Below are 23550 nucleotides of genomic sequence, written 5' to 3'. Positions count from 1 at the left end.
CAGCAACTTAAATCAAAAGACGCCCGTTTCAGAAATGAAGCGGGCGTTTTCTTTTGCTCTATCGCCCTATTCCCATGCGCGCGAGGATGTTGGTTTTGAGAACAAACTGCTGGTACAACCCGCCGGGGATGTGAAGCAAAACGAACAAAAGAAGAAGCGACTTCAAAACCTCATGGGCGAAAGCCACGGTCTCCAGGCTACCAAACCACGCTACAGCGCCAGATAGCGGTGTCAGCAACAACAGAACATAGAGCGCCGTATGAGTTGCGTTAGCCACCCATCGCAAAACGGGTGGCTCCTCCTCCGGCAGCGGAGGCACACCGTGAGTGCGCCGCAAATAGAGCCGCCACAACGCAAACAGCAGCACCAATAGGCCGCCAATCACATGCCCGAAAACAGCAGGGTGCGGCACGAAATCCAGCCCCTTCTCTACATTGGACCAAGCCTCTTTCATGGGGCCGCTGCTTATAAACTGAAGCAAAATGAAAACTGCCACGAGCCAGTGTAAAACTATCTGTGTCGGCAAAAAATTCTTCGGCATCGTCAATCCTCCGTGCGTTCAGACGAAGTTTGAAGCGCTGCACGCAGCGAGTCTATAATTTTCGCTTGGCATAACGCCGCAGCTTTTGGTCAGAAAAAGAAAAACCCCGCCACTCTTGCAGAGTGCGGGGCTTTCAAACTCAAAAAGTAAAATCAAGCTTACTTGATTTTGCCTTCTTTGTACTCAACGTGCTTGCGCACGACTGGGTCGTATTTGTTCACAACCATCTTCTCGGTCATGGTACGGGCGTTTTTCTTGGTCACGTAAAAGTGGCCGGTGCCCGCGGACGAGTTCAGGCGGATCTTGATTGTGGTCGGCTTCGCCATAATAGTGCTCCTCAACGCAGGCGCAGAATGCGCCCGAGAAATCCTTGAAGCCCGCCTTTTAAGCCTATGCCGCGCAGAGTCAACCGCTATCCGCGAAAACCTCGATGAATTCCGCCTATTTCTGCACGATGGCGTTTTCCCAGTTTCGTAAAAAGGTCTCTTTCTTGAGCCGGTCGAGAAAAACCAGCAGTCCGGGGCCAAGTCGAATGGGGCGCGCGGCGTAGTTTTCATTAAGGGATTGGGCGCTAACCGGAGCAAGATAGGTCTCCTGCTCAATGTCCTCGCGCTGGTTCAATTGCACAAGAAAATCAATCATCAGCCCCGCGTCTTCGATATTTTGCGCGTTCTTTGGGATCAGCGCTGTGCGGAGCATAACAGACAGAAAATCCTCAAACGGCACAATCCGAATCCCCGGCGTATCCGCGAGACGCTGCGCGGCATAGCTTCCGACCACATTGTACGCGAGCGCGAGCCGCCCCGCGGCAACATCCTCGATCATCGCTTTTGACCCACTGTATAGCTGCGCATTGAGGCGCCCCATAACCTCGGTCAGCCGCCAATAAGAATCTGTGTTGCGCGAATCCTGCGTGGCAAAGAGGTACCCCGCGCCCGAAATCCGCACGTCGTATGTTCCGATGCGCCCGTCAAACTCTGCAGGATTGTCACGCAGCATCGCAATCAGATCATCACGTGTGCGCGGCGCGGGGCGATTGGCAAAAGCCCCCTCCGCTATCACCATCACGGCTGGCTCTTGGGTAAAGGCGAAGATCTGGTCGTGCCACTTGGCCCATTTTGGCAAGGCATCCGTCGCTTCGGAGCGGTAGTCAAGCGCAAACCCGTCATTTGCGAGCTTTGTTTGGAGGTCCATCGCGCTTGAGATTGCGAGATCAAAATCGGCCTCTTCCTCAGATATGGCTTTCATGAGCTCGGTACTGCTGGCGATTACATAGTCGATTGCCACATCTGGATGCGCCAGTTGAAAGGCGCGAATGATCGGCTCAAACACCGGAGCATCGGCTGTCGAGATAATACGCAATTCACGCGCGCCGTCTTCTGCCGGATACTGACGGCGATCCTCTATTTCAAACGCAGAAGCGCCGAGAGCGAAAGCGAGGTGCGTGAGCAACACGGCGATTAATCGCGTGGATATACGAGCGAAACGCATGAGCCTCTCCCTTCTTCATTCGGCGCAATTTCCAATGTGCCGCCATGGGCGCGCATAACCTCATCTGCGATTGTCAAACCAAGTCCTGATCCAACAATATCTCCAACATTTGCGCCTCGCGAGAACCGTTTGGTGATATCGCCCAAATCATCGGCGGAAAATCCGCGCCCCTGATCGACGAAGGATATGCGCGGCTCTTCGGTTATCCGGACGGTGATGTCGCTGTCCTCGGGCGAGTATTTGATGGCGTTATCGAGCACATTGCGCAGCGCATTTTGCATGAGGATTTCATCGCCCCGTATAGGAAGCGTCTCAACATAAAGCTCAACTGAAATGGCAATATCCTTGAGGTCAGCCGTTGGGCGCAGGTGCGCAACGGTGTCTTGCGTCAGCTCTACAAGATCAAACACCTCGTCCTGAAGCTGATCCGTACGGAGGCTCACCATCGCATGGTCCAGCAACTGCCCAGCCGAACGGCTGCTTTCATCCACTGCACGGATCATAGCACGGAGCGAGGCCTTGTTCTCCGGCTTTTCGGAACGGCGCAAGGTCATCTGCGCCTGCGCACGCACCGTTGCAAGCGGCGTACGCACGCGATGGGCCGCTTCTGCGATAAACTCCTCGGACTGGGTCAATGATGCCTTAAGCCGCGCCATGAAGCTATTGAGCGCATCCACCAACGGCACAAGCTCGCTTGGGGTTTGCGTATCAACAGGGCGCAGATCGTCCGGCCCGCGCCGCGCAACCGATTGGGTCATCCGATTGAGCGGAGCAAGGGCAGATTGCGCGGCAACAAGGCTTAGCGCAGTTGCAACGAGCAGAAACCCAAAACCAACAACCGCCGCCATACCCGAAATTCGCTGCGAGATTGCAGCAAGTCCAAGGCGCGTTTGCGCCACGATCACGGTTGCCCGTTCTTTGGAGCCCCCCGAGCTAACGGTGCGCGTAACGGTCGCGCTACGCACCTCCTCACCGCGGAACATGAAGGTTTCAAACTCCCCCTGCGCAGGCGAAGGAAGCGGCAAATCATCATACCCCGTGAGCGTCTCCTCTCCGATCAGAACGCGGTAGAACACGCGATCCTCAGAGATACTGCCCAACATCGACAGCGCCGAATACGGCAGATCAACCGCCACCGCCCCTTGTTCAGAGTAAATGGCATCCGCGATTGAGGTCGCCGAAGCGAGCAGGATGTTGTCTTGGGTGTCTGCAGCCGCACGTTCGGCCACCGCGCGAACCACGAGGAAAAAGGCAAGCGACAAGAGTGCCGCCATGGTAAATAGCTGGAGCAACAACCGTCGGCGGATTGACGTGCGGTACGAGCGTCGTTTCATGTAGCTTCAACCAGACGATAGCCAAGGCCGCGCACGGTTTCGATCCGCGCGCCCGAGCCTTCGAGTTTGCGCCTAAGCCGCCCGATATAAACCTCGATTGCGTTTTCCGACACATCATCAGAAAAAGAAAACAGCCGATCCATGAGATGCGATTTTGAGAAAATTTGCCCGGGCGAGGTAAAGAATACCTCCAGAAGCCGTAGCTCGCGATTGCGCAAAGGATGCGACTCGCCTCCCGCACGAATCGCCCCTGCAAGCGAATCAAGTTCGGCACCACCAAAGCTCCTGACGTTGTCAGCAACCCCGCCCTGTCGGCGCAAAACGGCGCGGCAACGGGCCTCAAGTTCGGTGAAATCGAAAGGTTTCGTAATGTAATCATCCGCCCCCAAATCGAGCAATCCGACCCTATCAGAGACCTCCGAACGGGCGGTCAAAACGATCACTGGCGTGCTGTTTGCGTTGCGCCTGTGACGGGCCAAAAAGTCTCGCCCGTCACCGTCTGGAAGCATGATATCCAGCAAAATAAGGTCATAAGGCGCGGCGTTGATACAGTCCTGCGCGGAGGCCAAATCTCTTGCGTGATCAATGGCGTGCCCGTCCAGCGCCAGACAATCCATTACGGCCTGAGCCAAATCCATGTTATCTTCGACCAGAAGAAATCGCACGCAATGCTCCCTTGCGATGATCATGACAGGTTCGTGTCAGGTTGGTTAGCGCAACTAAGCATGTGCGAGCGAAGGCTCGGATGTCAAATGGGAGGAAACTATGACGACACGTTTTGTTAAAGCGCTCATGACGAGTGCGGTGATCGGACTTGGTGCAACCAGCGCTGCTACGGCGGCGGAATGTATTGCGCCAGCCAACCCCGGCGGCGGCTGGGATTTCACCTGCCGTCAAATCGGCAAAATCATGCATGACATCGGCGCGGTTGATAGCCCGATTCAGGTTACAAACATGGCAGGCGGCGGTGGCGGCCTTGCGTTCAACCACGTGGTTGCAGAGCGCAATGACGACGCCGAGTTGATCGTGGCGGCCTCTTCGGCCACATCCACGCGTCTGGCGCAAAATGCTTATGCCGGAATGACAGCGGATCAGGTGCGCTTTGTGGGCGCGATCGGTGCGGACCCCGGCGTAATTGTTGTTGCCAAGGATAGCCCGTTCCAAAACCTCGGTGACATGATCGACGCGATCAAAGCAGACCCTGGTTCTGTTGCCTTTGCTGGCGGCTCTGCGGTTGGCGGCTTTGACCACCTCAAGCCTCTGATGCTGCTTCAGCGCGCAGGCTTCACCGACATCACCAAGATCAAATACATCGGTGTTGACGGCGGCGCAGATGCGATCACCCAGACCATCGGTGGCTTTACCCAAGCCATGACCGGTGACATGTCTGAAGTGGTTGGCTTCCTGAATGCTGATGAAGTTCGGGTTCTGGCGGTTCTCACCGAAGAGCGCATCCCCGGCTTTGACGATATCCCGACCGCCAAGGAGCAAGGCTTTGACGTTGTTGCTGTGAACTGGCGTGGGCTCTATGTGCCGAAGGGCATTTCGGATGACGACTTCAACAAATGGGCAGACCGCCTTCAAAAAGTTGCAGATTCCGATGAGTGGAAAGAAGCCATGGCCGCAAACGGCCTTGCCCCATTCACAATGGTCGGAAGCGACTTCCAAGCCTACGTTGACGGACTCGTAGCCGAGATCAACCAGCTGTCCAAAGACATCGGGGTTATCCAGTAATGGCAAGTGACCGGATCTTTGGTCTGGTCATGGCCGTTGTGGCGCTCGCATATATCGCGAGCGCCACACAAATCCAGACCAGCTTTTTGTCAGACCCTGTCGGACCTAAGGCCTTTCCCATCGGGATCGGGATCGTCGCTGCGATCTGTGCCTGTTTTATGGTCCTGAAGCCTGACCCCGAACCAGAGTGGCCTGCTGCGCGCACCTTCGGTGCAATCGCACTCTCTGTTGTGGTGCTTGTGGCCTATGCCTACGCGCTTAAACCGCTTGGTTTTCTTATCCCGACAGCCATTGCCGCTGGGTTCCTGAGTTATCAGATCGGGCCGAAACCCGCCCGTGCTGCTGTTGCTGGGCTTGGTCTTTCTGCGGGTCTTTACGTTGTATTCAAATACGCCTTGGGTCTTGGGCTTGTCCCCTTCCCCAAAGGCCTGTTCTAACCGGAGCGGCACATCATGGATATTCTTGCAAACCTCTCATTGGGGTTTTCGATCGCCCTGTCGCCCTACACGTTGATGCTGGCGGTGGTCGGCTGTTTTCTCGGAACAATCATCGGTGCGCTACCTGGTCTTGGGCCTAGCAACGGCGTTGCGATCCTTATTCCTGTAACCTTCACGCTTGGCCTTGATGCAACCTCTGCGCTTGTCTTGATGACCGCGGTTTACTACGGCGCGATGTATGGCGGGCGGATCAGTTCGATCCTGCTTAACATACCCGGCGATGAACCTGCGCTCATGACCACGCTCGATGGCTACCCGATGGCCAAGGCCGGACGCGCGGGCGATGCGCTCGTTCTTTCCGGCGTTGCATCCTTCGTTGGCGCTCTTCTTGCGACCATCGGCTTGATGCTCTTGGCACCGATGCTGGCGCGGGTTGCTTATGTCTTTGGTCCTGCGGAATACTTCGCGCTGTATTTGCTCGCCTTCTGCACACTTGGCGGCATGGCGAGCAACAACCAAGCGAAAGCCGCGCTCGCCTCATGCCTTGGCCTCGGGATCGCGATGATTGGTGTGGACAGCTCCTCGGGTATGCCGCGCCTCACAGGGGGCAACCTGCACCTCTTTGACGGGATCGATTTCCTCGTTGCTATCGTCGGGCTCTTTGCGATTGCCGAAGTGTTCTTCTTTATCGAGGGGCACGGCAAAGGTGGCGCTGTTGGCGCGACGCTCAAGAAGGTCCGCGTGCCTTGGGCCGATATCTGGTCTACGCGTTGGACAATGATGCGCGCCTCTGGCGTTGGGTTTATCGCAGGTATCTTGCCCGGTGCGGGGGCTTCCCTCGGAAGCTTCCTGGCCTATATGAGCGAGAAATCTATTGCGGGCGAGAAAGGCGGTTTTGGCACCGGCGTTCCCAAAGGGATCGCCGCACCAGAGGCAGGCAACAACTCCGCTGCTGGCGGGGCGCTTGTTCCGATGCTCACACTTGGCGTGCCTGGTTCGGGTACAACAGCTGTACTTCTCGCGCTCCTGATGACGCTCAACATCACACCGGGGCCGACCCTGTTTACCGACAGGCCCGAGGTTGTCTGGGGGCTAATCGCATCGCTGCTGATTGCGAACGTGGTGCTGCTTCTGATGAACGTACCGATGGTAAAAATCTTTGTGCGTATCCTTCAGGTGCCGCCGGCGATCCTATTGCCTGGTGTTACAATGGTGTCTTTCGTGGGGATCTACTCTCTATCGGGAAGCTACTTTGACCTCCTGCTGATGATCGCGTTTGGTCTTCTTGGCTATGTACTGCGCAAGCTTGATATACCGACGGTTCCCGTGATCCTCGGCATCCTACTTGGCGGTCATATGGAAGACGCGTTGCGCCGCGCGATGGTGATTGGTGAAGGCGATCCTGCCTATCTCTTCTCCTCTCCGATTGCGATCGGGCTTTGGGTTGCAGCAATTGCAGGCTTCATCGCTCCGATGTTCCTGCGGAACGTATTGAAGAAACCACAGAGAGTAACTGACTAGTATGTTAAAGGTGCTCATCCCCTCCGGAGCCCTCGGATTGAACTATGACAAGGCCGCGCTTGAGCGTGGCCTTGCCATGAAACCAGATATTATCGCCATTGATGGCGGCAGCACAGATTCCGGCCCCGCGTACCTCGGCCAAGGGGTATCAAAATACGCCAGAAGCTCGACGAAGACGGAATGGCACGGGCTGATGGAAGCGCGTGCCAAAGCGGGCGTACCTCTTGTGATCGGAACTGCCGGAACGTGCGGCACCGACTCCGCAGTTGATTGGCTCCTCGACATAACGCGCGAGATCGCTGACGAGTTGGGACAGAAGGTTAAGATTGCGGTCCTACGGTCATCTCAGGACCCTGCAAAAATGGTCGAGGCTTATGAAAACGGCCGTATCTCTCCTCTCGGGGCAGCCCCTGAAATCGACGCTGAAACCATAGCGTCCTGTAGCAACATCGTTGCCCTTGCTGGCGCGGAGCAAATCGCAGCAGCCATTGATACAGGTGCGGACATCATTATCGCGGGCCGAACAACAGACACGGCCACAATCGCCGCTCTCCCTCTGATGCGCGGCTTGCACGCGGGCGCGGCATGGCACGGCGCGAAAATTGGCGAATGCGGCGCGCTATGTGCCACCAACCCGCAATCGGGCGTGGCGATGATCGAGTTTGATGACGAAGGCTTCACAGTTTCGCCCATGGCTGAAGACTCCGCCGCCACCCCGCATACGGTTTCGGCGCATATGCTTTATGAGAACTCGGATCCGTTCGTCCTTTATGAACCCGGCGGATATCTTGACGTGACGCATGCGAAATACACCGCGCTTGACGCTCGGCGCGTGCGCGTAACGGGCTCTGAATGGCACAAGACATCGCCCTATACCGTGAAGCTCGAAGGCGCGCGGGTTGAAGCTTTTCAAACCGTGTTGCTCGTTCTTCTGCGCGACCAACGCTATGTTGAAAATGCGCAAATCTGGGCCGATGACATTCATCAAAAATGTTGCGCCAAGGTCGAAGATCGTATGGGGTTGGCAACTGATGACTATAGCATTGAACTGCGGTTGATCGGGCAAAATGCAAGCTTTGGTGCGCTCGAAACCAACCACGCGCAAGCGCCCGAGATCGGAGTGCTCGCCATCGTGAGCGCTAGAACTCAGGCCCTCGCCGAGGAGATCGGCCAAATGCTTAACCCCTACCTGCTACATCACCCGTTGACGCAAGAAGAAGAGCAACCGACGTTCGCCTTCCCCTTCTCGCCCGCGAGCCTGAACCGCGGAGCAGTGTATGGCTTCTGCCTGAACCACACTCTGTCGCTGGATGACCCGATGGACGCATTCTCGCTGGAGGTGATCACACATGGCTAACCTCCGCGAGATTGCCTATAAGGTACGCTCCAAAAACGCAGGGCCATTTTGGCTCACGGTCGACATATTCTGCGGCTCCGTAGCGGCATTTGAACAGATCACCATGGGGCTATCGACCGAACGCGTCGCGCGCGCATTTGGTGTGGAAAGCGCGACAATCAAACGCTTTGAAATTCCCTCCCTTAACGTCGTAAAGTTTTCCTTGCCGCGCCCCGCAATCCAAGGCGCAATTAATGACCGCGACATGCATGGCGCCTCATGGGCAGCTCTTTTGTCCGAAGTCTCTTTGAACTAATCCTGCCCGCGCAGATGTAAAAAACAAGGCAACCCAAATGCGCATCTATGCGGTCTCTTTCCTGATTGGTATCGGCGGTGCAGCCCTCGCGTGGCTTCTGAAATTTCCCGCGCCTTTCCTGACGGGGCCTGCGTTTTTTGTCTCGCTGGCCGGAGTGCTCGGGGTCAAGACCGATGTGCCAGACATTGTGCGAAACGTGGTTTTCGTGATTATCGGTTTGGCGCTTGGTTCCTCTGTTACGCCGGAAATCCTTGCAGCGGCAGCAGCTTGGCCGGCGAGCCTCATCGGTATGTGTGCCGGAGTTGCGCTAATTATGCTGACTGGTGGCTTCATGTTTCAGAGGTATTTCGCGATGGACCGAGAAACAGCCTACCTCGCATCAAGCCCCGGACACCTGAGCTATGTTCTCGGGTTCTCGACCGATGTCGGGGCCGACACGGCGATGATATCCATGGTGCAATCGATCCGTGTGCTGTTCCTGACGCTGCTTGTTCCGGTCGCTGTCGCGCTTTTGACGGACGCGGATATGACAATGCCAATCCCCGTTGATACGCTACTTTCGCCAATGCACCTTGGCATATTGGCAGTCTTGGGCACGGGGCTTGGTCTGGTTTTTCTCAAATTGAAGCTTCCCGCTGCACTCTTGCTTTCAAGCATGTTCGTTTCCTCTTTCGGACATGGTTCGGGCCTCACCCCCGGACAGGTTCCAACCGTTCTTTCGGTCATTGCCTTTGTCACAATGGGCACGCTGATTGGGTCGCGGTTTAGCGGCGTGAGTCTTGCCATGTTGCGCCGCGCCGCAGTTGCTGGATTGCTCTTTACACTACTTGCACTGGTGATCGCGGTGGTCTTTGCCGGTCTCGTCTCGCTCTTTACGCATTTGCCGTTTTTGGATGTGATCATTGCCTTTGCACCAGGCGGGCTTGAAACCATGGTCGCCATGGCCGCCATCGTTCAGGCAGACCCCGCCTATGTGGCGCTGCATCATGTGGCGCGGCTCTTTTTCCTCAGTGCCTTTGTGCCGTTTGTGCTGACGTGGAACCGCAATAAGCGGTAAGTGCGCGGATGGCCTGTAAGCCGGATTCTGTCCTCACTGCATGACACAGCGATGGATGACCATTCTTCTAGCCCTGCTGTTACCAACAGGGTCAAGCTGCCTACCCGGATCTTCTGGACCGAAGCCGTCCTGCGGGTTGCCCCGCGCGAGATCCCTATTCGGCATTGCTCCTGGTGGGGCTTGCCATGCCAGCGATGTTACCACCGCCGCGGTGGGCTCTTACCCCACCGTTTCACCCTTACCCGCCACGGTATCGCTTGCACGACCTGTAAACGGGCGGTCTGTTTTCTGTGGCGCTTTCCCTCGGGTTTCCCCGGCCGGGCGTTACCCGGCACCATTCTTCGTGGAGTCCGGACTTTCCTCGCGGTGTTGCCACCCCGCGGTCATCCGGCCATCCGCACGGGGTTGAGTTAGGCGCTTCGGCGCGGCGGGTCAACTGGTAAGGGCGGGATATTGGCGAGCAAGTGCCTGAATCTGCGCCATATCCGTTTGGTCAAGCGGACCAGTGTAATGCGGGCGAAATCTTTGGCGAAACGCAGAGAGCAATGCGTCAAATGGGGCATCAGCCGGATAGCCGAAGGTGCGTGCGGCGGATTGGAAATCATCGGGTTTTGGCGTTGCATCTCGTGCTTCCCCCGCTTCGGGCCAAATCGAAAGCCCCGCAATTGCGAGCCGCCGCCAATCGAACCGTGCTCCCGGATCACCCTTGCGCGCTGGCGCCATATCCGAATGGCCGATCACGCGCTCTTTTGGGATGCAGCGCCGCTCCATAATATCACGCATCAGCCTCTCCAACGCGTTCATCTGAAGCGCAGGAAACGGAGTTTTGCCGGTATTGGCCAATTCAATACCGATAGAGCGCGAGTTGATGTCATTCACACCGCCCCAAGCCCCAGCACCCGCATGCCACGCACGCGAATCCTCATCAACAAGCTGAAATATATCACCTTTTTCCGAAATCAGGTAATGAGCCGAAACCTCAAATTCTGGCGAACACAGGCGTTCTGCTGCCGCCTCGCAGGTGTCCATCGCGGTATAATGCAGCACGATCATATCAGGCACCGCATCACCTCGGCGCGGGCCGAAATTCGGGGAAGGTCTTTGGATTATTGTCAGCGGGTCAGAGGCCATGGCCTGCTCCCCCTTTTAGCCACCACGTGCCGCGCGGAACGGGCTTGGATCCCAGTAGCAGGCAAAACCGTCACCATCCGGATCAACACCCCGACGATCTTTTTCGGGGCCGCCGTTGTTCAGAAAATCAATCTGCGCCTGATCCGAGGATGTGTAGCGCCCACAAGCTTTTTGGAAACGCGACATTGATGGATTGCTGGACCGCGGATAAATCTGTTGGCCCACGGAATTTGTCGTGTTCAGCGCAAATGCAACAATCGAAACGGCCTTTTTGGTGCTGCCACTGCGCGACGGGAGCGCAGTCGGTTCGATTTCCTGATACTGCGCGCGCTGACGCGCGAGGCGTTCCGCGTCGCTTTCAATGGTTTCGCGCGCTGTCACGGCGTCGAAGTTCTGCTCATCAGAAATACCGATCGGGCTGGCCGAACGCTGATATGTTGGGCTACCGCTGGTCGAGACAGTCCCCTGCCCCTGAAGCGCGGAATCAAGCTCTGTGGAGACACCGCCGCCGCCATAGGACTCATCCGAAATCACGCCGGTTTGAACAGGCGATCCTTGCAGCGCATCCGATGTATTATAACCATCGTAACCGGAATTCGGCACGCCTGACTGACAAGCCGCCAGAACCGCAAGTGATGCTGCTGCAACATATGACCGCATGAGAACCCTCTAATCCGTTGTTCCGTATTGGTTTACCACCAATTCGCCGGTTTGGAAACAAATCCTGCGGATTGCTCAAGCGCATAGGCTGTGTTGAGCAGGTCGCCCTCTTCCCACGGCCGTCCGATAAGCTGCAAGCCAAGCGGCAACCCCTGAGCGTCGAGCCCAGTCGGAACAGAGATACCTGGAAGCCCTGCGAGGTTCACCGTCACGGTAAACACATCGTTGAGATACATCTTCACAGGGTCCGCATCGGTCATTTCGCCAAGGCCAAAGGCCGCGGAAGGTGTAGCCGGTGTCAGGATGGCGTCAACGCCGCTGGCGAATACATCATCAAAATCTTTCTTGATGAGCGCACGCACCTTACGGGCACGGTTGTAGTAAGCGTCATAGAAGCCCGCAGACAAAACATAGGTGCCGATCATAACACGGCGCTGAACCTCGTGACCGAAGCCTTCGGCGCGTGTCTTTTCGTACATATCGTCGATACCGTCCCCAGCAGAGAGCGTTGCGCGGTGGCCATAACGCACGCCGTCATAACGCGCGAGGTTGGACGACGCCTCTGCTGGTGCAATCACGTAATAGGCAGGTAGCGCGTATTTCGTGTGCGGCAGGCTGATGTCAACAATCTCTGCCCCTGCGGATTTGAGCATCTCGCGCCCTTCCGCCCAGAGAGTTTCGATCTCTTCGGGCATGCCGTCCATGTGGTATTCTTTTGGGATACCGATCTTTTTGCCTTTGATGTCGCCCGTCAGCATGGCTTCGAAATCCGGCACAGGCAGATCGGCACTTGTACTGTCTTTCGCGTCATGGCTGGCCATGGCTTCCATCATGATCGCCGCGTCACGCACGGTTTTGGTCATCGGACCCGCCTGATCGAGCGAGCTGGCAAAGGCCACAACGCCCCAGCGCGAGCAACGCCCATAGGTCGGCTTGAGGCCAACAATGCCCGTAAAGGCAGCGGGCTGGCGGATCGAGCCGCCGGTGTCTGTTCCTGTTGCAGCAAGGCAGAGATCCGCAGAGACCGCACTTGCGGAACCGCCGGAAGAGCCACCGGGTGTAAGCGCAGCATCGGAACCTTCACGGCGCCACGGATTTACCGCGTTTCCGTATGTCGAAGTTTCGTTGGAGGAGCCCATAGCGAACTCATCCATGTTGAGCTTCCCAAGCATGACCGCGCCTCGGTCCCAGAGGTTCTGGGTAATGGTGCTTTCATACTCTGGTTTGAACCCTTCAAGGATAGCAGAGGCTGCTTGGCTCGGCACACCTTTGGTACAGAAGAGGTCCTTGATCCCCAGCGGGATGCCGCACATGTCGGGCGCATCACCTTCGGCAAGGCGCGTATCGGCGGCGGCGGCTTGTGTCTCGGCAATCTCGGGCGTGTTGTGCACAAACGCGTTCAGCGCACCAGCCTTATCAATTGCGGTCAGGCAAGAGCGAGTTAGCTCAACTGCGGAGAAATCCTTGGCGCGCAGCCCGTCGCGGGCCTCGGCAATGGTCAGCTTGTTAAGATCGGTCATTATTCCACCACCTTCGGAACGGCAAAGAACCCTTCGCGGGCATCCGGCGCATTGGCCAGCACTTTTTCCTGCTGGTTGCCATCGGTCACAACGTCTTCGCGGCGCTTGAGGCGCTGCGGGGTAACGGATGTCATGGGTTCAACGCCGTCAACGTCCACTTCGTTAAGCTGTTCGATAAACCCGAGGATGGTGTTGAATTCTTCGGCCAGCGCCGGAAGGGCGTCATCGGCTACGCGAATACGGGCCAGCTTGGCCACGCGCGCGGCGGTATCCTTGTCAATCGACATCGGGGTCTCCGTCAGCTCATGTAATTTCGATCCCCTGCATTTAACCCGCAGATGCGCTGCCCGCAAGGCCACTTGCCGCCTTGTGGCGCACATAGGTTCGGATCATGTGGCCAAGCATCAGCGCATTGAGGATATGCCACAAGAAATGCGTCCCAAACGGTATCGCACCACAGAGCGGCTCATCTAACGCCCGCAGGGTGATAGAAACGGTCAAAAGCCCTGCCCCGATCAGCAAGCCTTGGGCAGTCTGACGATGCTTTTGCCAAAGAATAAGGCCGTAAAGCGCGATCAAAATCGCAACCGAGCCATATATTGCGTTTGCACCAAGGCCTGGTGCGACTTGCCCAAGGAGCCATGACACGCCAATCGCATAAGGAAAGAACCCGACAACGCCGAGCAAGGCCATCCATTTCGGCCAACCGAGGTATTCGGCATTAGCGAGATACACATAGGTTAGGATAAAGATCAGGATCGGGATCACATCCGCCATCGACGCCCATGCCGTAGCAAAGGTGTGAAAGAGGAACGAGCCAACCCCAATGATAATCAACTCCGCCGACAATAGGCGCGACAGTGGCAAAGTCGATGCCCGCCACGCCAGCAGGCCCATAAGGACGAAGGCAAGGTTGGTTACGGCGTTGATGGGTTCAGCCCAGAACTCCGGGCCGAGACGCTCGCAATAATCGTTAAACTGCTCTGTCCAGTCCATGGGTCACCCGAAAAGGATTATCAGCCAAGCCAAGCCCGCAGCAATCGCCGTAATGGCAACCGCTGCGCTACCGCAATCTTTGGCGGCCTTGGCCAGTGGATGATGTGCGGGCGAGGTATAGTCAACGCATCGCTCAATCGCCGTGTTAAAACACTCCGCTGCCAAAATAAGTACGCCCAGCGCAATGATTAAGGCGCGCTCAACCGGTGCGAGATCAAGTGTCAGCGCAAAGCCCGCAGAGATGATATTGGCAAAGACCCATTGCTTTACGCTCGATTCTTCCCGCCACACGATGAGCCACCCTGCCCAAGACCAGCGGCACCGATCCGTGAATTTGCTCCATTCGCTGCGCAGAAAACCTGCTTCCTCGTTTTGCATGTCGCGCCTCCCTTATCTCTGCTCAATCCGCCTTTGCCAGATTCTCCGCGTTCTCAAGATAATGCCGCACCGAGTCCTGAACCCGTCGGAATCTGTCACCGCCAAGATGCGTGCCGCCATACCAGCGTGTCACCACGATGATATGTTTCTCCAACCCTTCGCGCTCCAGCATCCGCAAGATGATTGCGCCCGCGCCGCCTTCTCCATCGTCGTTTTTGACGGGCCCCTCTGGCAGTAACGCGGCCCAAGTGTTGTGGGTTGCTTTCGCATATTTTTTCTTGCGTTTTAGTGTCTTGATAAAGGAAAGCGCCTCGTCGCGGCTTGCAACCGGCCCGCCAGATACCGCGTATTTGCTGCCGCGATCGGTTAGGAATCCTTCAAATTGCTGCATCACATGTTCAGCACGGTGTTCTGGACCGCACGGATACGTTCCGGGTTTGCAGGGTGCGAGCCAAGGAATTGATCCCCCGGATCAGGCAAACGCGTAAAGAACAGCACACCCGTCATGGCGTTATATCCGGCGCGCTCCGCAATCACGGCCCCAAGTCGATCGGCCTCAAGCTCGTGTTGTTTGGAGAATTGCCGCGAGCCAACAAACCCACCAAGATTCTGCGCGGCTTCAACAGCCGAAGCGTTCCCGCCAAAGACAGCCGCCGCAAGCCCGCCGATCATCGCGCCACCCATGGCCAGCTGCTGTTGCTGGGCGAGGTGACCACGGATGTGGTGCGCTGCTTCGTGACCAACAACAAAGGCAATCTCGTCGCGGTTATACATGCTTTCAAGCAAAGCCGCCGTCACCACGAGAACAGGACGCCCCTTTTTGTTCACAAACTGAAACGCGTTCGCGGGCTGGCCTTTACGATCATCAAAGACGATCAGGAAGTCACACGGACCTTTGGGAATATATTGCTTGCATGTCCGCTCCGCGACAGGCTCCACACGGCTTACAACCGCGCTGAAATCGCTACGCGACACGCCTTTGGCGGACGCAGGCCGCGAAACATTCTGTCCTTGAGGTGCCTGCTGCTGAGGGGCAGGTGTCGTCTGCACACAGCCCGCCAGAGCCATCGCACTGACCAAAGCCGCCATGCCGAATTTACAAAGCCTAAATCGCATGCTTGCGTCTGCTCCTTGCTTTTATTCCTGCCATCGCGGTCGTTTTAACCGCCTATCCACGCAAATTTGCCCGTCTTTTGACAGGCTTGCAATCCCCGCGTCAGCTTTTACAGTCAACCTATGTTTACCATTGAACACGATTTCGACGCCACCGTCGTCACGCTTGTTGACGAAGGCTCCCCCCATCTCGAAGAAGACGTGAAAATTCAGGCTTTTGAAGACTGCTACACGGTCGAGCAATGGGATCCCCACAGCCGGACTATGCAAAAGATCACCTTCTCGCATACCCAATTACGCGAACTCGCCTCTGCGCTTGATTTGCCCGAAGGGAGCTATCGGTTTGTGCCCGAAGACGAGGCTGGCAAAGGTTAGCGGCTGATCCGAAAGGTTTTGTCGCGAGATGTGGCCCCGCGCACCAATGTGAGCGACGATTTCGGCACACCAAGCGCCTTGGCGAGCAGTTTCTGGACCGCAGCATTGGCTTTGCCATTTTCTGGAACCGTCGTGACATAGACCCGCAGCGTCTCGCCCTCTTGTTTGACCATGTTGCGGCTGGCCTTGGGCGTCACGCGCACTGTGATCTCATCTCCAGGCGCGGTAAGGCTTCCGATCTCTGGTTTGGGCATAGCGTGTCCTGCTGTAACGACTGAGGGCAAGTTATCTCGCGCGTGCCCCCCTTGCTATCGGAATTTCCGTCAATGGCTTGCAACAGGTCGGACAATCCGCCAAGTCTCTTGAAAATTCAGCGCCATGGCCCACATGCCATCCAACAGTTAGAGAGACCATGCCCCAAGAAAACCCATCTGCCCTCGAATTCCTGCTTTCCCGCCGCTCGCGCCCTGCGAAAACGCTCGCTTTACCGGTTCCGACCGAAGAGGAGCTGCGCCCGATCCTGACAGCAGCGGCCCGTACCCCGGACCATGGCAAGCTGGAGCCGTGGCGCTTTATCGTGCTGCAAGGGGCGGCACTTGCGCGGCTCGCAAACCTCACAGAGGAACGCGGTAAAGCACTTGGGATCGAAGAAGCGAAGGTTATCAAAACCCGCGCGCAATTCGCTGACGCGGGGCTTGTTGTTGCTGTCGTCTCCGCGCCCGTTGTTTCGGAGAAGGTTCCGCACATCGAACAGGTCTATTCCGCTGGTGCCGTTTGCCTTGCCATGCTCAATGCCGCGCTTGCCGCAGGCTGGGGCGCAAACTGGCTAACTGGATGGATGGCGTTTGACGAAGAATTCCTCACCCAAGGGCTTGGCCTCACAGAGGACGAAAACATCGCCGGCTTCATCCACATCGGAACTGAAACCTCCGCTCCGCCAGAGCGTCCGCGCCCAGATCTCGACAGCCTGACAACTTGGGTCAACACGTGATAATTTCCAGCTTTCTCAAATCCATGGCGCAGCTAAGCGACCGCCGTTTCCGTAATGTGATCTGGAAAGGCGTCGGGCTCAGCCTGCTTCTGCTTGCTGCGATCTATGCGCTATTCGTCACTGGTCTGAGCTTTGTCACGCCCGACACGATCACGCTGCCGCTGGTGGGTGAAATCACCATTGTTCAGAGCCTCATCACTTGGGGGTCATTCCTGTTGATGATGGTGCTGTCGGTATTCCTGATGTTTCCAGTGGCCAGTGCGTTCACCGGCCTTTTCCTCGACGAGGTTTCCGAAGCTGTAGAAGACCGCCACTACCCCGCGCTTCCGCCTGCCAAAGGCCAACCAATCGGGGATGTCATTGTTGATACGGCGAATTTTCTCGGGTTGATGATCGGCCTGAACATCATCGGTCTGATCGTCTTTCCCTTTACGGGGCCGTTTGCGCCACTCTGTTTCTTTGGAATGAACGGATTTCTGCTGGGACGGGAGTATTTTCAGATGGTCGCAATGCGCAGGATGGATCGCAAAGGCGCCCGCGCCCTGCACCGCGATAACGGGCTGACAATCTGGATTGCCGGTGGATTAATGGCGGTGCCGCTGGCGATTCCTGTCGTAAACCTTCTGGTGCCAGTGCTGGCTGCGGCGACGTTCACCCATATTTTTGAGGCCGTTAAGACTCGTCAGCGGGTGTAATTCACGACCCGCTAAGCGGATCCGGCCCCATACGGTTGAGCCAATCAAAGTCACGCACGGTGATCGTTTCGGTCACGATGATGGTAAACAAAATGCCCCAGATGACCGCGGCAACCAGCGTCACGATCAGCGCTCGCTTTTTGAGTTGCGGGTTCGCGGGGGCGGATTTTGGTGTGCCGGGTGTCACGTCGCCTGCCTCATCCTGAGACTTAAGCCGAATTGGCAGAACCACAAACAGCGTCATGAACCAGACAACTGCATAAAGTACGAGTGCGGATGTAATCGCCATGTTTAAACCTGCTCAAGCTCAACGAGAGTGCCGTTGAAATCCTTGGGATGCAGAAACAAAACCGGCTTCCCATGTGCGCCGATCTTCGGCTCACCGCTCCCCAATACGCGCGCACCGTTCGCTTGAAGCCTGTCCCGCGCGGCAAGAATATCTTCAACTTCGTAACAGATATGGTGGATGCCGCCAGACGGATTTTTCTCAAGGAAACCGGCGATCGGGCTATTCTCTCCCAGCGGATACAGCAGCTCGATCTTGGTGTTTGGAAGCTCGATAAACACAACCGTCACCCCATGATCGGGCTCATCTTGCGGCGCGCCAACATTTGCACCCAATGTGCCTTCGTATTGCGCCATTGCCGCCTCTAGGTCCGGCACCGCAATCGCAACATGGTTAAGACGTCCGATCATCGCGCACTCCTTCGTTTCCCTGTGGGTGTTATCCATCGAATACCCCTGTGACGCAAGTGACCGCATGCCGCAATCACCAAGCGTCACCTCGCCGCTAGCCGGGCGTTAAGGAACCATTAGCCATTCTTGCCTCTAATGGGAGTCGGAAGCGATTCCTCCCGATCGCTCGCCCCACGACAATTGAAACCCCTCGAACACAGGAAAAGGATATGGATGACCTAGAATGCTTCATGACCAACCCGCCCCCAACGCCCACACGCCCGCTTCTTGGGCTCACTGTTCTCATCGTCGAGGATAGCCGCTACGCAAGCGAGGCAATGCGCATGCTCTGCCTTCGGAGCGGCGCACGTATCCGCCGCGCAGATAGCCTCGCCTCTGCGCGTAAGCACCTTCGGGTTTACCGACCTACGGCTGTGATCGTCGATATGGGGCTGCCTGATGGCTCGGGGGCGGAGTTGATCGCCGAGCTTTCTGCGGTTGCGCCGCGTGTGGGCGTGATTATCGCCACTTCTGGTGATCCCGCCACAGAGCCCACCGCATTGGCCGCTGGCGCTGATGGGTTTCTTGAAAAGCCGGTTGTAACTCTGACCGCATTTCAGGAAGCTATCCTTGCCCATCTTCCAGAGGAGGACCAGCCCCCCGGCCCGCGTCTCGTCAATACAGACGAAATCACCCCTGACCCAATCGCGCTTCAGGATGACCTCGCACATATCGAAGACGTTATCGCACATGGCGCAGACGGCAACACACGGGCCTATCTAACGCAATTCATGTCGAGCATCGCTCATTCCGCCAAAGACGAACCGCTTGCGCGTAAAGCAGACGGGTTGCTCTCTGGATCATCCAAGCCACCCTCGGCTTACGATGTCTCCGCCCTTCTGAGCAGCCTCAGAACCCGATTAGACCTTCATGCCGTGATGTAAGCGCGCCTAAAGTTCGGGATCGTCCGCGACCCGCACGAGAGCGGTGAGATCGGCCAACCGTTCAATCTGGCGGCCGCGCGTGTCGAAGTTGTCGGGCGAGAGCCATGTCGAGAACGCCGACTTGAGCGCAGGCCACTCCTTATCGATCGCCGCAAACCACGCGGTGTCGCGATTTCGGCCTTTGTAAACCGTGGCCTGTCGAAACACGCCCTCATAGCTCAGCCCGAGCCGCTGTGCCGCGCGACGGGACGCAAGATTGAGCGCATCACATTTCCACTCGTAGCGGCGATAACCGGCTTCAAAAGCCCACTGCATCATCAGGAACATCGCCTCTGTCGCGGCGCGGGTACGTTGCAGGGCGGGCGAGAAATTGATGTGGCCAACCTCAATGCTGCCAGACTGGGGCGTTATGCGCAGAAAGCTCGCAACACCGCCTAAGGCACCAGTTTCCAAGTCGCGGATGGCATAGAAAAACGGATCATTCTGCCCCTCAACGCCGCGCATCCAGCGGTGATAGGCAGGCAGAGAGGAAAACGGACCATAAGGGAGGTAATTCCAGATTTCATCGCTCGCGGCATTCGCTTGGTGCAAACCTGAGGCATGAGCATCCGCATTGAGCGGCTCCAACTGCGCATAGCGGCCCTTGAGAACAGCGGCTTGAGGCATCGGCGGCGGTGTCCAATCAGGAAGTGGCTCGCCGAAAATCTTGGAACCTGTCATTGCCTCTCCCCGTTTTTGCTTGAGGTTTTATTGCCTTACCAACGCTGAATACCCAATCGTCGCAAGGATTGCCTGCTTCCGCCCTAAATTTGCCCAATTCGAGCGTCAGTTAAAGACCTATATTAAGCTAAAGGTCTATTAAATGTCTGCGACTGCACAAATTTCAGAGAAACCCGTCCGAATGACGAAAGTCGTTGAATGGGGTGTGTTTGGCTTCGGATTTGTGAGCCTAGCTCTTGCCATTGCCATGACCGTATTCGCGCCGGACCTCCCTGCGGCGCAGAACACAGCAGCGGCAATCGACAACGGGCTCACTGTTGAGCGTGTAAATCTCTAGCAAACCGAATTAACCTATGTACCAACGGAAAAGCGGGCGCTCAATTTGGCGCCCGCTTTTCTTTGTTTTGAGTGTTTCCTAGTCTTGCGGAATAACGCGCAGGCCAAGCTCCATTAGCTGATCAGAGAGCGGCTCACTTGGTGCGCTCATCATCAAGTCTTCGGCGCGTTGGTTCATCGGGAACATAATGACCTCGCGGATGTTCGCCTCATCAGCCAGCAGCATCACGATCCGGTCGATCCCTGCTGCGCACCCACCGTGGGGCGGCGCGCCGTATTTAAACGCGTTAACCATACCGCCGAAACGTTTGTTCACCTCATCCGCGCCATAACCGGCAATTTCAAAGGCTTTGTACATGATCTCTGGGCGGTGGTTCCGGATGGCACCAGACACAAGCTCATAGCCGTTACAGGCAAGGTCGTATTGATAGCCGAGAACTTCGAGAGGATTGCCTTCGAGCGCTTCCATCCCGCCTTGCGGCATCGAGAATGGGTTGTGCTCAAAATCAATCTTGCCAGTTTCCTCGTCGGCTTCGTAGATCGGGAAATCAACGATCCATGCGAATGCAAACCGATCTTTGTCGGTGAGGCCAAGCTCCTCGCCGATCACATTCCGCGCGCGGCCAGCAACAGCCTCAAAGGCTTTCGGTTTGCCAGCCAAGAAGAACGCAGCGTCGCCAACACCAAGACCAAGCTGCTGGCGGATAGCTTCGGTACGCTCCGGGCCGATGTTCTTAGCCAGCGGACCAGCGGCTTCCATGCCCTCGCCCTGATCACGCCAGAAGATATATCCCATGCCGGGGAGGCCTTCACCTTGGGCAAATTTGTTCATCCGGTCACAGAACTTGCGGCTACCGCCCGTTGGCGCGGGAATGGCGCGAACCTCAGTCCCTTCGTTCTCAAGCAGCTTCGCAAAGATCGCAAAGCCGGAACCGCGGAAATGGTCAGAGACAACCTGCATCTTGATCGGGTTGCGTAGGTCGGGCTTATCAGAGCCATACCACAGAGCCGCATCGCGATAGGAGATTTGCTCCCATGTCTGATCGACCTTCTTGCCGCCGCCGAACTCCTCGAAAATACCAGTCAGTACGGGTTGGATTGTGTCGAACACGTCTTGCTGGCTGACAAAGCTCATCTCAAGGTCGAGCTGATAGAAGTCAGTTGGAGAGCGGTCTGCGCGCGGGTCTTCATCACGGAAGCACGGCGCAATCTGGAAATATTTGTCGAAGCCGGACACCATCATCAGCTGCTTGAACTGCTGTGGCGCCTGCGGCAACGCATAGAACTTGCCTGGATGCAGGCGGCTCGGCACGAGGAAATCGCGCGCGCCTTCTGGGCTAGAGGCCGTGATGATCGGCGTTTGGTATTCGCGGAAGCCTGTGTCCCACATGCGGCGGCGCATGGACGCAATCACATCGGAACGCAGCTTCATGTTGTTCTGTAGCTTTTCACGGCGCAGGTCGAGGTAACGGTACTTCAGGCGCGTTTCCTCTGGGTATTCCTGATCACCGAACACCATCAGCGGCAGTTCTTCAGAAGCGCCAAGCACCTCAAGATCACGGATGAATACCTCGATCTCGCCAGTAGGGATTGCGGGGTTGATGAGGCTATCGTCCCGCTTCATCACGTTGCCGTCGATGCGGATACACCACTCGCTGCGCACTTTCTCAAGCTCGGCAAACACGGGGCTATCTGGGTCGGCCATAACCTGCGTAATGCCATAGTGATCGCGCAGATCGATAAACAACAGGCCCCCGTGGTCGCGAACACGATGGACCCAGCCCGAAAGACGGACTGTCTCGCCGACATTGGCGCTCGTGAGTTCAGCGCATGTGTGGCTGCGATAGGCGTGCATGGCGGATTCCTTTGATAGTCTCTCTATATGTCTGGTCGATGCTGATACATCGGTTTAGGTGGGCAAAGTCAAGGGAGACACGAGGGAATAAGGTGCAAAGAATACACACATTGGCGGATTAAAGCGGCAATTGGTGCAATCGCTGGCAAAGAACGGCTGTCAAAACTATCCTCGGCATCAAAATATTATCGGCATTTGGCAGCAATCCCCACTGGAAACGGGTATCGATTTGGTTACGGGGAAAGCTTTAAATCACGCTCAATGCCAAGGTACAAAAGTGAAGCAATGCGGCAGTTCTATCTTGATGATTTCAGCCTGTTCACAGTCATAGCGCTTGCCTACTGTTTTCTGGGCGGTGTCTTCTTGCTTCTAACCGGCCAAGACCCGCTTTTGCTTTGGATCGGCGTTGTTCGTTCCTTTAGTATGTTTGCAATGCTCGCTTTGGAATTTGCGCCTTGGTGGTCTTACCTCATCGCGGGCGCTTTGATTTTGTATTTTGGTAATCTGCGCAATCTAACCATGCGCAAACTCGCCAACATAGTTTTGGCAATCATCCTTTGCTCATGCTTTGTCTTCGTTTTTAGTATGATTAAGGCATATCTTCCGAACATAATTCCATTTTGGGCCGATCCGCTTTTTACACGTTTGGATTTCGCCCTGCATTTTGGCATTAATCCGCGAGATCTACTAAGTTTTCTCGATAGCTTCACCCCTGACGCTCTTACAATCGCATACCATAGTGGCTGGGTTTTTATTGCGACGTTTCTGCCCGTTTTGTTGATTACCTTTGATCCCTGTAAAACTCGGTCACGCCAGTTCATCGTATTGTGGGCGGCGTGTTGGATCGTGCTTGGTAATTTTCTGGCACTTATTTTCATGTCTGCTGGGCCAATCTTTGTGGGGTACATTGACGGTGTAGATCCAAATATTCATGGGTATGCCCGAGGGTTTGTAGAGCAAGAGAATGCTAAAATTCTGCATTTCCTCCGCGAGAAACTCTGGTTGGCCTATTCCGGCAACGACCCTCTCGCTGGATCGGGAATTTCTGCTTTCCCTTCAGTTCACGTTGGAATGGCGGCGGTGGTCGGGCTTTATTTCATCCGGCTTGGCTCTGATATTAGAGCAGCCGCTTCCACTCCTTTTCGGAAAAACGCAGCGCTTTTAACGGGTTGGGTAGCAGGGATTGGCACCATCCTCCTCTTCCTCGTCCTTTCCGTTTACCTCACGTGGCACTATGCGGTGGATGGCTATGCCGCGCTCATTATCATCGTCGCACTCTATGCTTTGATCCGCCGAAGCTCACTCTTTGGCAAAAAAGCGCAGATTCATCCTTCATCGGGCTTGAACATGCCAAAGGCATAGCTATAACCCACGACAATTTGCTCATTTTCGCT

The 23550-nt window shown here is 56.2% G+C and carries 30 protein-coding genes and 1 other RNA gene; 12 read left to right on the top strand and 19 right to left on the bottom strand.

Annotated elements, in window-relative coordinates:
• Window positions 1-58: 58 nt before the first annotated feature.
• The 5 genes from N9C89_RS04225 to N9C89_RS04205 all read right to left on the bottom strand — a co-directional run bounded on the left by N9C89_RS04225 (window position 59) and on the right by N9C89_RS04205 (window position 4031).
• Complete coding sequence (locus N9C89_RS04225; RefSeq protein WP_263952590.1) at window positions 59-541, bottom strand: cytochrome b/b6 domain-containing protein; 483 nt, start codon at window positions 539-541, stop codon at window positions 59-61.
• 158 nt (window positions 542-699) lie between these two features.
• Window positions 700-867 carry a 50S ribosomal protein L33 gene (gene rpmG / locus N9C89_RS04220; protein WP_263952589.1) on the bottom strand — a complete coding sequence of 56 codons (168 nt, stop codon included), beginning with the start codon at window positions 865-867 and terminating at the stop codon, window positions 700-702.
• Window positions 868-982: 115 nt separating this feature from the next.
• Complete coding sequence (locus N9C89_RS04215; RefSeq protein WP_263952588.1) at window positions 983-2032, bottom strand: ABC transporter substrate-binding protein; 1050 nt, start codon at window positions 2030-2032, stop codon at window positions 983-985.
• Window positions 2002-3366, bottom strand: a complete 1365-nt coding sequence (locus N9C89_RS04210; protein ID WP_263952587.1) for a sensor histidine kinase — start codon at window positions 3364-3366, stop codon at window positions 2002-2004. The genes N9C89_RS04215 and N9C89_RS04210 overlap by 31 nt, the downstream gene beginning before the upstream one ends.
• Complete coding sequence (locus tag N9C89_RS04205) at window positions 3363-4031, bottom strand: response regulator transcription factor (protein WP_263952586.1); 669 nt, start codon at window positions 4029-4031, stop codon at window positions 3363-3365. Before N9C89_RS04205 ends, N9C89_RS04210 begins: the two co-directional genes overlap by 4 nt.
• 100 nt (window positions 4032-4131) lie before the next feature.
• Here N9C89_RS04205 and N9C89_RS04200 point away from each other — a divergent pair, with 100 nt between their 5' ends.
• The 6 genes from N9C89_RS04200 to N9C89_RS04175 are packed head-to-tail and all read left to right on the top strand — an operon-like array spanning window position 4132 to window position 9767.
• Window positions 4132-5100: a Bug family tripartite tricarboxylate transporter substrate binding protein gene (locus tag N9C89_RS04200; RefSeq protein ID WP_263952585.1), complete on the top strand. Its 969-nt coding sequence runs from the start codon at window positions 4132-4134 to the stop codon at window positions 5098-5100.
• A complete protein-coding gene (locus tag N9C89_RS04195; protein ID WP_263952584.1) occupies window positions 5100-5537 on the top strand; it encodes a tripartite tricarboxylate transporter TctB family protein in 438 nt (145 codons plus the stop codon). Before N9C89_RS04200 ends, N9C89_RS04195 begins: the two co-directional genes overlap by 1 nt.
• Window positions 5538-5552: 15 nt before the next feature.
• The gene (locus N9C89_RS04190) at window positions 5553-7058 is read left to right on the top strand and encodes a tripartite tricarboxylate transporter permease (protein WP_263952583.1); all 1506 of its coding nucleotides are present in this window, start codon (window positions 5553-5555) and stop codon (window positions 7056-7058) included.
• A 37-nt stretch (window positions 7059-7095) separates the two neighbouring features.
• Window positions 7096-8415, top strand: coding sequence for a DUF1446 domain-containing protein (locus N9C89_RS04185; RefSeq protein WP_263952582.1), 1320 nt, complete (start codon window positions 7096-7098; stop codon window positions 8413-8415).
• Window positions 8408-8710, top strand: a complete 303-nt coding sequence (locus N9C89_RS04180) for a DUF4387 domain-containing protein (protein WP_263952581.1) — start codon at window positions 8408-8410, stop codon at window positions 8708-8710. Before N9C89_RS04185 ends, N9C89_RS04180 begins: the two co-directional genes overlap by 8 nt.
• 37 nt (window positions 8711-8747) lie before the next feature.
• The gene (locus N9C89_RS04175; protein WP_263952580.1) at window positions 8748-9767 is read left to right on the top strand and encodes an AbrB family transcriptional regulator; all 1020 of its coding nucleotides are present in this window, start codon (window positions 8748-8750) and stop codon (window positions 9765-9767) included.
• On the opposite strand, the gene rnpB is transcribed toward N9C89_RS04175, so the two are convergent.
• From rnpB to N9C89_RS04130, 9 genes are all read right to left on the bottom strand, one after another.
• An RNA gene (rnpB, locus tag N9C89_RS04170) (RNase P RNA component class A) lies at window positions 9768-10166 on the bottom strand. It abuts the gene before it with no gap.
• A gap of 33 nt (window positions 10167-10199) precedes the next feature.
• Complete coding sequence (locus N9C89_RS04165; RefSeq protein ID WP_394358470.1) at window positions 10200-10898, bottom strand: N-acetylmuramoyl-L-alanine amidase; 699 nt, start codon at window positions 10896-10898, stop codon at window positions 10200-10202.
• A gap of 15 nt (window positions 10899-10913) precedes the next feature.
• Window positions 10914-11558 (bottom strand): hypothetical protein, encoded by a 645-nt coding sequence (locus tag N9C89_RS04160; protein WP_263952579.1) that lies wholly within the window; start codon window positions 11556-11558, stop codon window positions 10914-10916.
• A gap of 32 nt (window positions 11559-11590) precedes the next feature.
• Entirely contained in the window at window positions 11591-13078 is a 1488-nt protein-coding gene (gene gatA / locus N9C89_RS04155; RefSeq protein WP_263952578.1) for an Asp-tRNA(Asn)/Glu-tRNA(Gln) amidotransferase subunit GatA, read from the bottom strand.
• Window positions 13078-13365: an Asp-tRNA(Asn)/Glu-tRNA(Gln) amidotransferase subunit GatC gene (gatC, locus tag N9C89_RS04150; protein WP_263952577.1), complete on the bottom strand. Its 288-nt coding sequence runs from the start codon at window positions 13363-13365 to the stop codon at window positions 13078-13080. The genes gatA and gatC overlap by 1 nt, the downstream gene beginning before the upstream one ends.
• A gap of 40 nt (window positions 13366-13405) precedes the next feature.
• On the bottom strand, window positions 13406-14074 hold the full coding sequence (locus N9C89_RS04145) for a ceramidase (protein WP_263952576.1): 669 nt from the start codon (window positions 14072-14074) through the stop codon (window positions 13406-13408).
• 3 nt (window positions 14075-14077) lie between these two features.
• Window positions 14078-14452 carry a diacylglycerol kinase gene (locus tag N9C89_RS04140; RefSeq protein WP_263952575.1) on the bottom strand — a complete coding sequence of 125 codons (375 nt, stop codon included), beginning with the start codon at window positions 14450-14452 and terminating at the stop codon, window positions 14078-14080.
• Between the two features lie 22 nt (window positions 14453-14474).
• Complete coding sequence (locus N9C89_RS04135) at window positions 14475-14843, bottom strand: YigZ family protein (RefSeq protein ID WP_263952574.1); 369 nt, start codon at window positions 14841-14843, stop codon at window positions 14475-14477.
• Window positions 14843-15568 carry a M48 family metallopeptidase gene (locus N9C89_RS04130; protein ID WP_263952573.1) on the bottom strand — a complete coding sequence of 242 codons (726 nt, stop codon included), beginning with the start codon at window positions 15566-15568 and terminating at the stop codon, window positions 14843-14845. Before N9C89_RS04130 ends, N9C89_RS04135 begins: the two co-directional genes overlap by 1 nt.
• A 120-nt stretch (window positions 15569-15688) precedes the next feature.
• Between N9C89_RS04130 and N9C89_RS04125 the strand changes: the two genes are divergently transcribed.
• Complete coding sequence (locus N9C89_RS04125) at window positions 15689-15940, top strand: hypothetical protein (RefSeq protein ID WP_263952572.1); 252 nt, start codon at window positions 15689-15691, stop codon at window positions 15938-15940.
• Here N9C89_RS04125 and N9C89_RS04120 read toward each other — a convergent pair.
• Window positions 15937-16194: a DUF167 domain-containing protein gene (locus tag N9C89_RS04120; protein ID WP_263952571.1), complete on the bottom strand. Its 258-nt coding sequence runs from the start codon at window positions 16192-16194 to the stop codon at window positions 15937-15939. The two genes, N9C89_RS04125 and N9C89_RS04120, sit on opposite strands and share 4 nt — an antisense overlap.
• A 158-nt stretch (window positions 16195-16352) precedes the next feature.
• Here N9C89_RS04120 and N9C89_RS04115 point away from each other — a divergent pair, with 158 nt between their 5' ends.
• Both N9C89_RS04115 and N9C89_RS04110 read left to right on the top strand, forming a co-directional pair.
• The gene (locus N9C89_RS04115; RefSeq protein WP_263952570.1) at window positions 16353-16931 is read left to right on the top strand and encodes a nitroreductase; all 579 of its coding nucleotides are present in this window, start codon (window positions 16353-16355) and stop codon (window positions 16929-16931) included.
• Window positions 16931-17626 carry an EI24 domain-containing protein gene (locus N9C89_RS04110; protein ID WP_263953276.1) on the top strand — a complete coding sequence of 232 codons (696 nt, stop codon included), beginning with the start codon at window positions 16931-16933 and terminating at the stop codon, window positions 17624-17626. Before N9C89_RS04115 ends, N9C89_RS04110 begins: the two co-directional genes overlap by 1 nt.
• A gap of 1 nt (window position 17627) precedes the next feature.
• Here the strand turns inward: N9C89_RS04110 and N9C89_RS04105 are convergent, their stop codons facing one another.
• Together N9C89_RS04105 and mce are read right to left on the bottom strand one after the other, a co-directional pair.
• Window positions 17628-17915: a DUF1467 family protein gene (locus N9C89_RS04105; RefSeq protein ID WP_263952569.1), complete on the bottom strand. Its 288-nt coding sequence runs from the start codon at window positions 17913-17915 to the stop codon at window positions 17628-17630.
• Window positions 17916-17917: 2 nt separating this feature from the next.
• Window positions 17918-18322, bottom strand: coding sequence for a methylmalonyl-CoA epimerase (mce, locus tag N9C89_RS04100; protein WP_263952568.1), 405 nt, complete (start codon window positions 18320-18322; stop codon window positions 17918-17920).
• 209 nt (window positions 18323-18531) lie between these two features.
• Here mce and N9C89_RS04095 point away from each other — a divergent pair, with 209 nt between their 5' ends.
• Entirely contained in the window at window positions 18532-19245 is a 714-nt protein-coding gene (locus N9C89_RS04095) for a response regulator (protein WP_263952567.1), read from the top strand.
• A gap of 6 nt (window positions 19246-19251) precedes the next feature.
• On the opposite strand, the gene N9C89_RS04090 is transcribed toward N9C89_RS04095, so the two are convergent.
• A complete protein-coding gene (locus N9C89_RS04090; protein ID WP_263952566.1) occupies window positions 19252-19965 on the bottom strand; it encodes a GNAT family N-acetyltransferase in 714 nt (237 codons plus the stop codon).
• A 142-nt stretch (window positions 19966-20107) separates the two neighbouring features.
• Between N9C89_RS04090 and N9C89_RS04085 the strand changes: the two genes are divergently transcribed.
• Window positions 20108-20302 carry a hypothetical protein gene (locus N9C89_RS04085; RefSeq protein ID WP_263952565.1) on the top strand — a complete coding sequence of 65 codons (195 nt, stop codon included), beginning with the start codon at window positions 20108-20110 and terminating at the stop codon, window positions 20300-20302.
• Window positions 20303-20380: 78 nt separating this feature from the next.
• Here the strand turns inward: N9C89_RS04085 and aspS are convergent, their stop codons facing one another.
• The gene (gene aspS / locus N9C89_RS04080; RefSeq protein ID WP_263952564.1) at window positions 20381-22156 is read right to left on the bottom strand and encodes an aspartate--tRNA ligase; all 1776 of its coding nucleotides are present in this window, start codon (window positions 22154-22156) and stop codon (window positions 20381-20383) included.
• 285 nt (window positions 22157-22441) lie between these two features.
• On the opposite strand from aspS, the gene N9C89_RS04075 reads away from it, so the two are divergent.
• A complete protein-coding gene (locus N9C89_RS04075; protein ID WP_263952563.1) occupies window positions 22442-23518 on the top strand; it encodes a phosphatase PAP2 family protein in 1077 nt (358 codons plus the stop codon).
• Window positions 23519-23550: the final 32 nt, after the last annotated feature.

This window comes from Halocynthiibacter sp. SDUM655004 (genome assembly GCF_026015885.1).
In the GTDB taxonomy this organism is placed as follows: domain Bacteria; phylum Pseudomonadota; class Alphaproteobacteria; order Rhodobacterales; family Rhodobacteraceae; genus Falsihalocynthiibacter; species Falsihalocynthiibacter halioticoli.
The sequence above is the reverse complement of the archived record's forward strand: the minus strand, read 5'-3'. Positions and strand labels throughout refer to the sequence as shown.

What these genes read in the sequence shown, in the direction of transcription:
- N9C89_RS04085 (WP_263952565.1), top strand. Translation starts at nt 20,108, where the DNA reads ATGTCTGCGACTGCACAAATTTCAGAGAAACCCGTCCGAATGACGAAA.
- mce (WP_263952568.1), bottom strand. Translation starts at nt 18,322, where the DNA reads ATGATCGGACGTCTTAACCATGTTGCGATTGCGGTGCCGGACCTAGAG.
- N9C89_RS04075 (WP_263952563.1), top strand. Translation starts at nt 22,442, where the DNA reads ATGCGGCAGTTCTATCTTGATGATTTCAGCCTGTTCACAGTCATAGCG.
- N9C89_RS04135 (WP_263952574.1), bottom strand. Translation starts at nt 14,843, where the DNA reads ATGCAGCAATTTGAAGGATTCCTAACCGATCGCGGCAGCAAATACGCG.
- N9C89_RS04175 (WP_263952580.1), top strand. Translation starts at nt 8,748, where the DNA reads ATGCGCATCTATGCGGTCTCTTTCCTGATTGGTATCGGCGGTGCAGCC.
- N9C89_RS04210 (WP_263952587.1), bottom strand. Translation starts at nt 3,366, where the DNA reads ATGAAACGACGCTCGTACCGCACGTCAATCCGCCGACGGTTGTTGCTC.
- N9C89_RS04195 (WP_263952584.1), top strand. Translation starts at nt 5,100, where the DNA reads ATGGCAAGTGACCGGATCTTTGGTCTGGTCATGGCCGTTGTGGCGCTC.
- N9C89_RS04200 (WP_263952585.1), top strand. Translation starts at nt 4,132, where the DNA reads ATGACGACACGTTTTGTTAAAGCGCTCATGACGAGTGCGGTGATCGGA.
- N9C89_RS04225 (WP_263952590.1), bottom strand. Translation starts at nt 541, where the DNA reads ATGCCGAAGAATTTTTTGCCGACACAGATAGTTTTACACTGGCTCGTG.
- gatC (WP_263952577.1), bottom strand. Translation starts at nt 13,365, where the DNA reads ATGTCGATTGACAAGGATACCGCCGCGCGCGTGGCCAAGCTGGCCCGT.
- N9C89_RS04180 (WP_263952581.1), top strand. Translation starts at nt 8,408, where the DNA reads ATGGCTAACCTCCGCGAGATTGCCTATAAGGTACGCTCCAAAAACGCA.
- N9C89_RS04215 (WP_263952588.1), bottom strand. Translation starts at nt 2,032, where the DNA reads ATGCGTTTCGCTCGTATATCCACGCGATTAATCGCCGTGTTGCTCACG.
- N9C89_RS04145 (WP_263952576.1), bottom strand. Translation starts at nt 14,074, where the DNA reads ATGGACTGGACAGAGCAGTTTAACGATTATTGCGAGCGTCTCGGCCCG.
- N9C89_RS04105 (WP_263952569.1), bottom strand. Translation starts at nt 17,915, where the DNA reads ATGGCGATTACATCCGCACTCGTACTTTATGCAGTTGTCTGGTTCATG.
- N9C89_RS04095 (WP_263952567.1), top strand. Translation starts at nt 18,532, where the DNA reads ATGGATGACCTAGAATGCTTCATGACCAACCCGCCCCCAACGCCCACA.
- N9C89_RS04190 (WP_263952583.1), top strand. Translation starts at nt 5,553, where the DNA reads ATGGATATTCTTGCAAACCTCTCATTGGGGTTTTCGATCGCCCTGTCG.
- rpmG (WP_263952589.1), bottom strand. Translation starts at nt 867, where the DNA reads ATGGCGAAGCCGACCACAATCAAGATCCGCCTGAACTCGTCCGCGGGC.
- N9C89_RS04165 (WP_394358470.1), bottom strand. Translation starts at nt 10,898, where the DNA reads ATGGCCTCTGACCCGCTGACAATAATCCAAAGACCTTCCCCGAATTTC.
- N9C89_RS04140 (WP_263952575.1), bottom strand. Translation starts at nt 14,452, where the DNA reads ATGCAAAACGAGGAAGCAGGTTTTCTGCGCAGCGAATGGAGCAAATTC.
- aspS (WP_263952564.1), bottom strand. Translation starts at nt 22,156, where the DNA reads ATGCACGCCTATCGCAGCCACACATGCGCTGAACTCACGAGCGCCAAT.
- gatA (WP_263952578.1), bottom strand. Translation starts at nt 13,078, where the DNA reads ATGACCGATCTTAACAAGCTGACCATTGCCGAGGCCCGCGACGGGCTG.
- N9C89_RS04090 (WP_263952566.1), bottom strand. Translation starts at nt 19,965, where the DNA reads ATGACAGGTTCCAAGATTTTCGGCGAGCCACTTCCTGATTGGACACCG.
- N9C89_RS04160 (WP_263952579.1), bottom strand. Translation starts at nt 11,558, where the DNA reads ATGCGGTCATATGTTGCAGCAGCATCACTTGCGGTTCTGGCGGCTTGT.
- N9C89_RS04120 (WP_263952571.1), bottom strand. Translation starts at nt 16,194, where the DNA reads ATGCCCAAACCAGAGATCGGAAGCCTTACCGCGCCTGGAGATGAGATC.
- N9C89_RS04130 (WP_263952573.1), bottom strand. Translation starts at nt 15,568, where the DNA reads ATGCGATTTAGGCTTTGTAAATTCGGCATGGCGGCTTTGGTCAGTGCG.
- N9C89_RS04125 (WP_263952572.1), top strand. Translation starts at nt 15,689, where the DNA reads ATGTTTACCATTGAACACGATTTCGACGCCACCGTCGTCACGCTTGTT.
- N9C89_RS04115 (WP_263952570.1), top strand. Translation starts at nt 16,353, where the DNA reads ATGCCCCAAGAAAACCCATCTGCCCTCGAATTCCTGCTTTCCCGCCGC.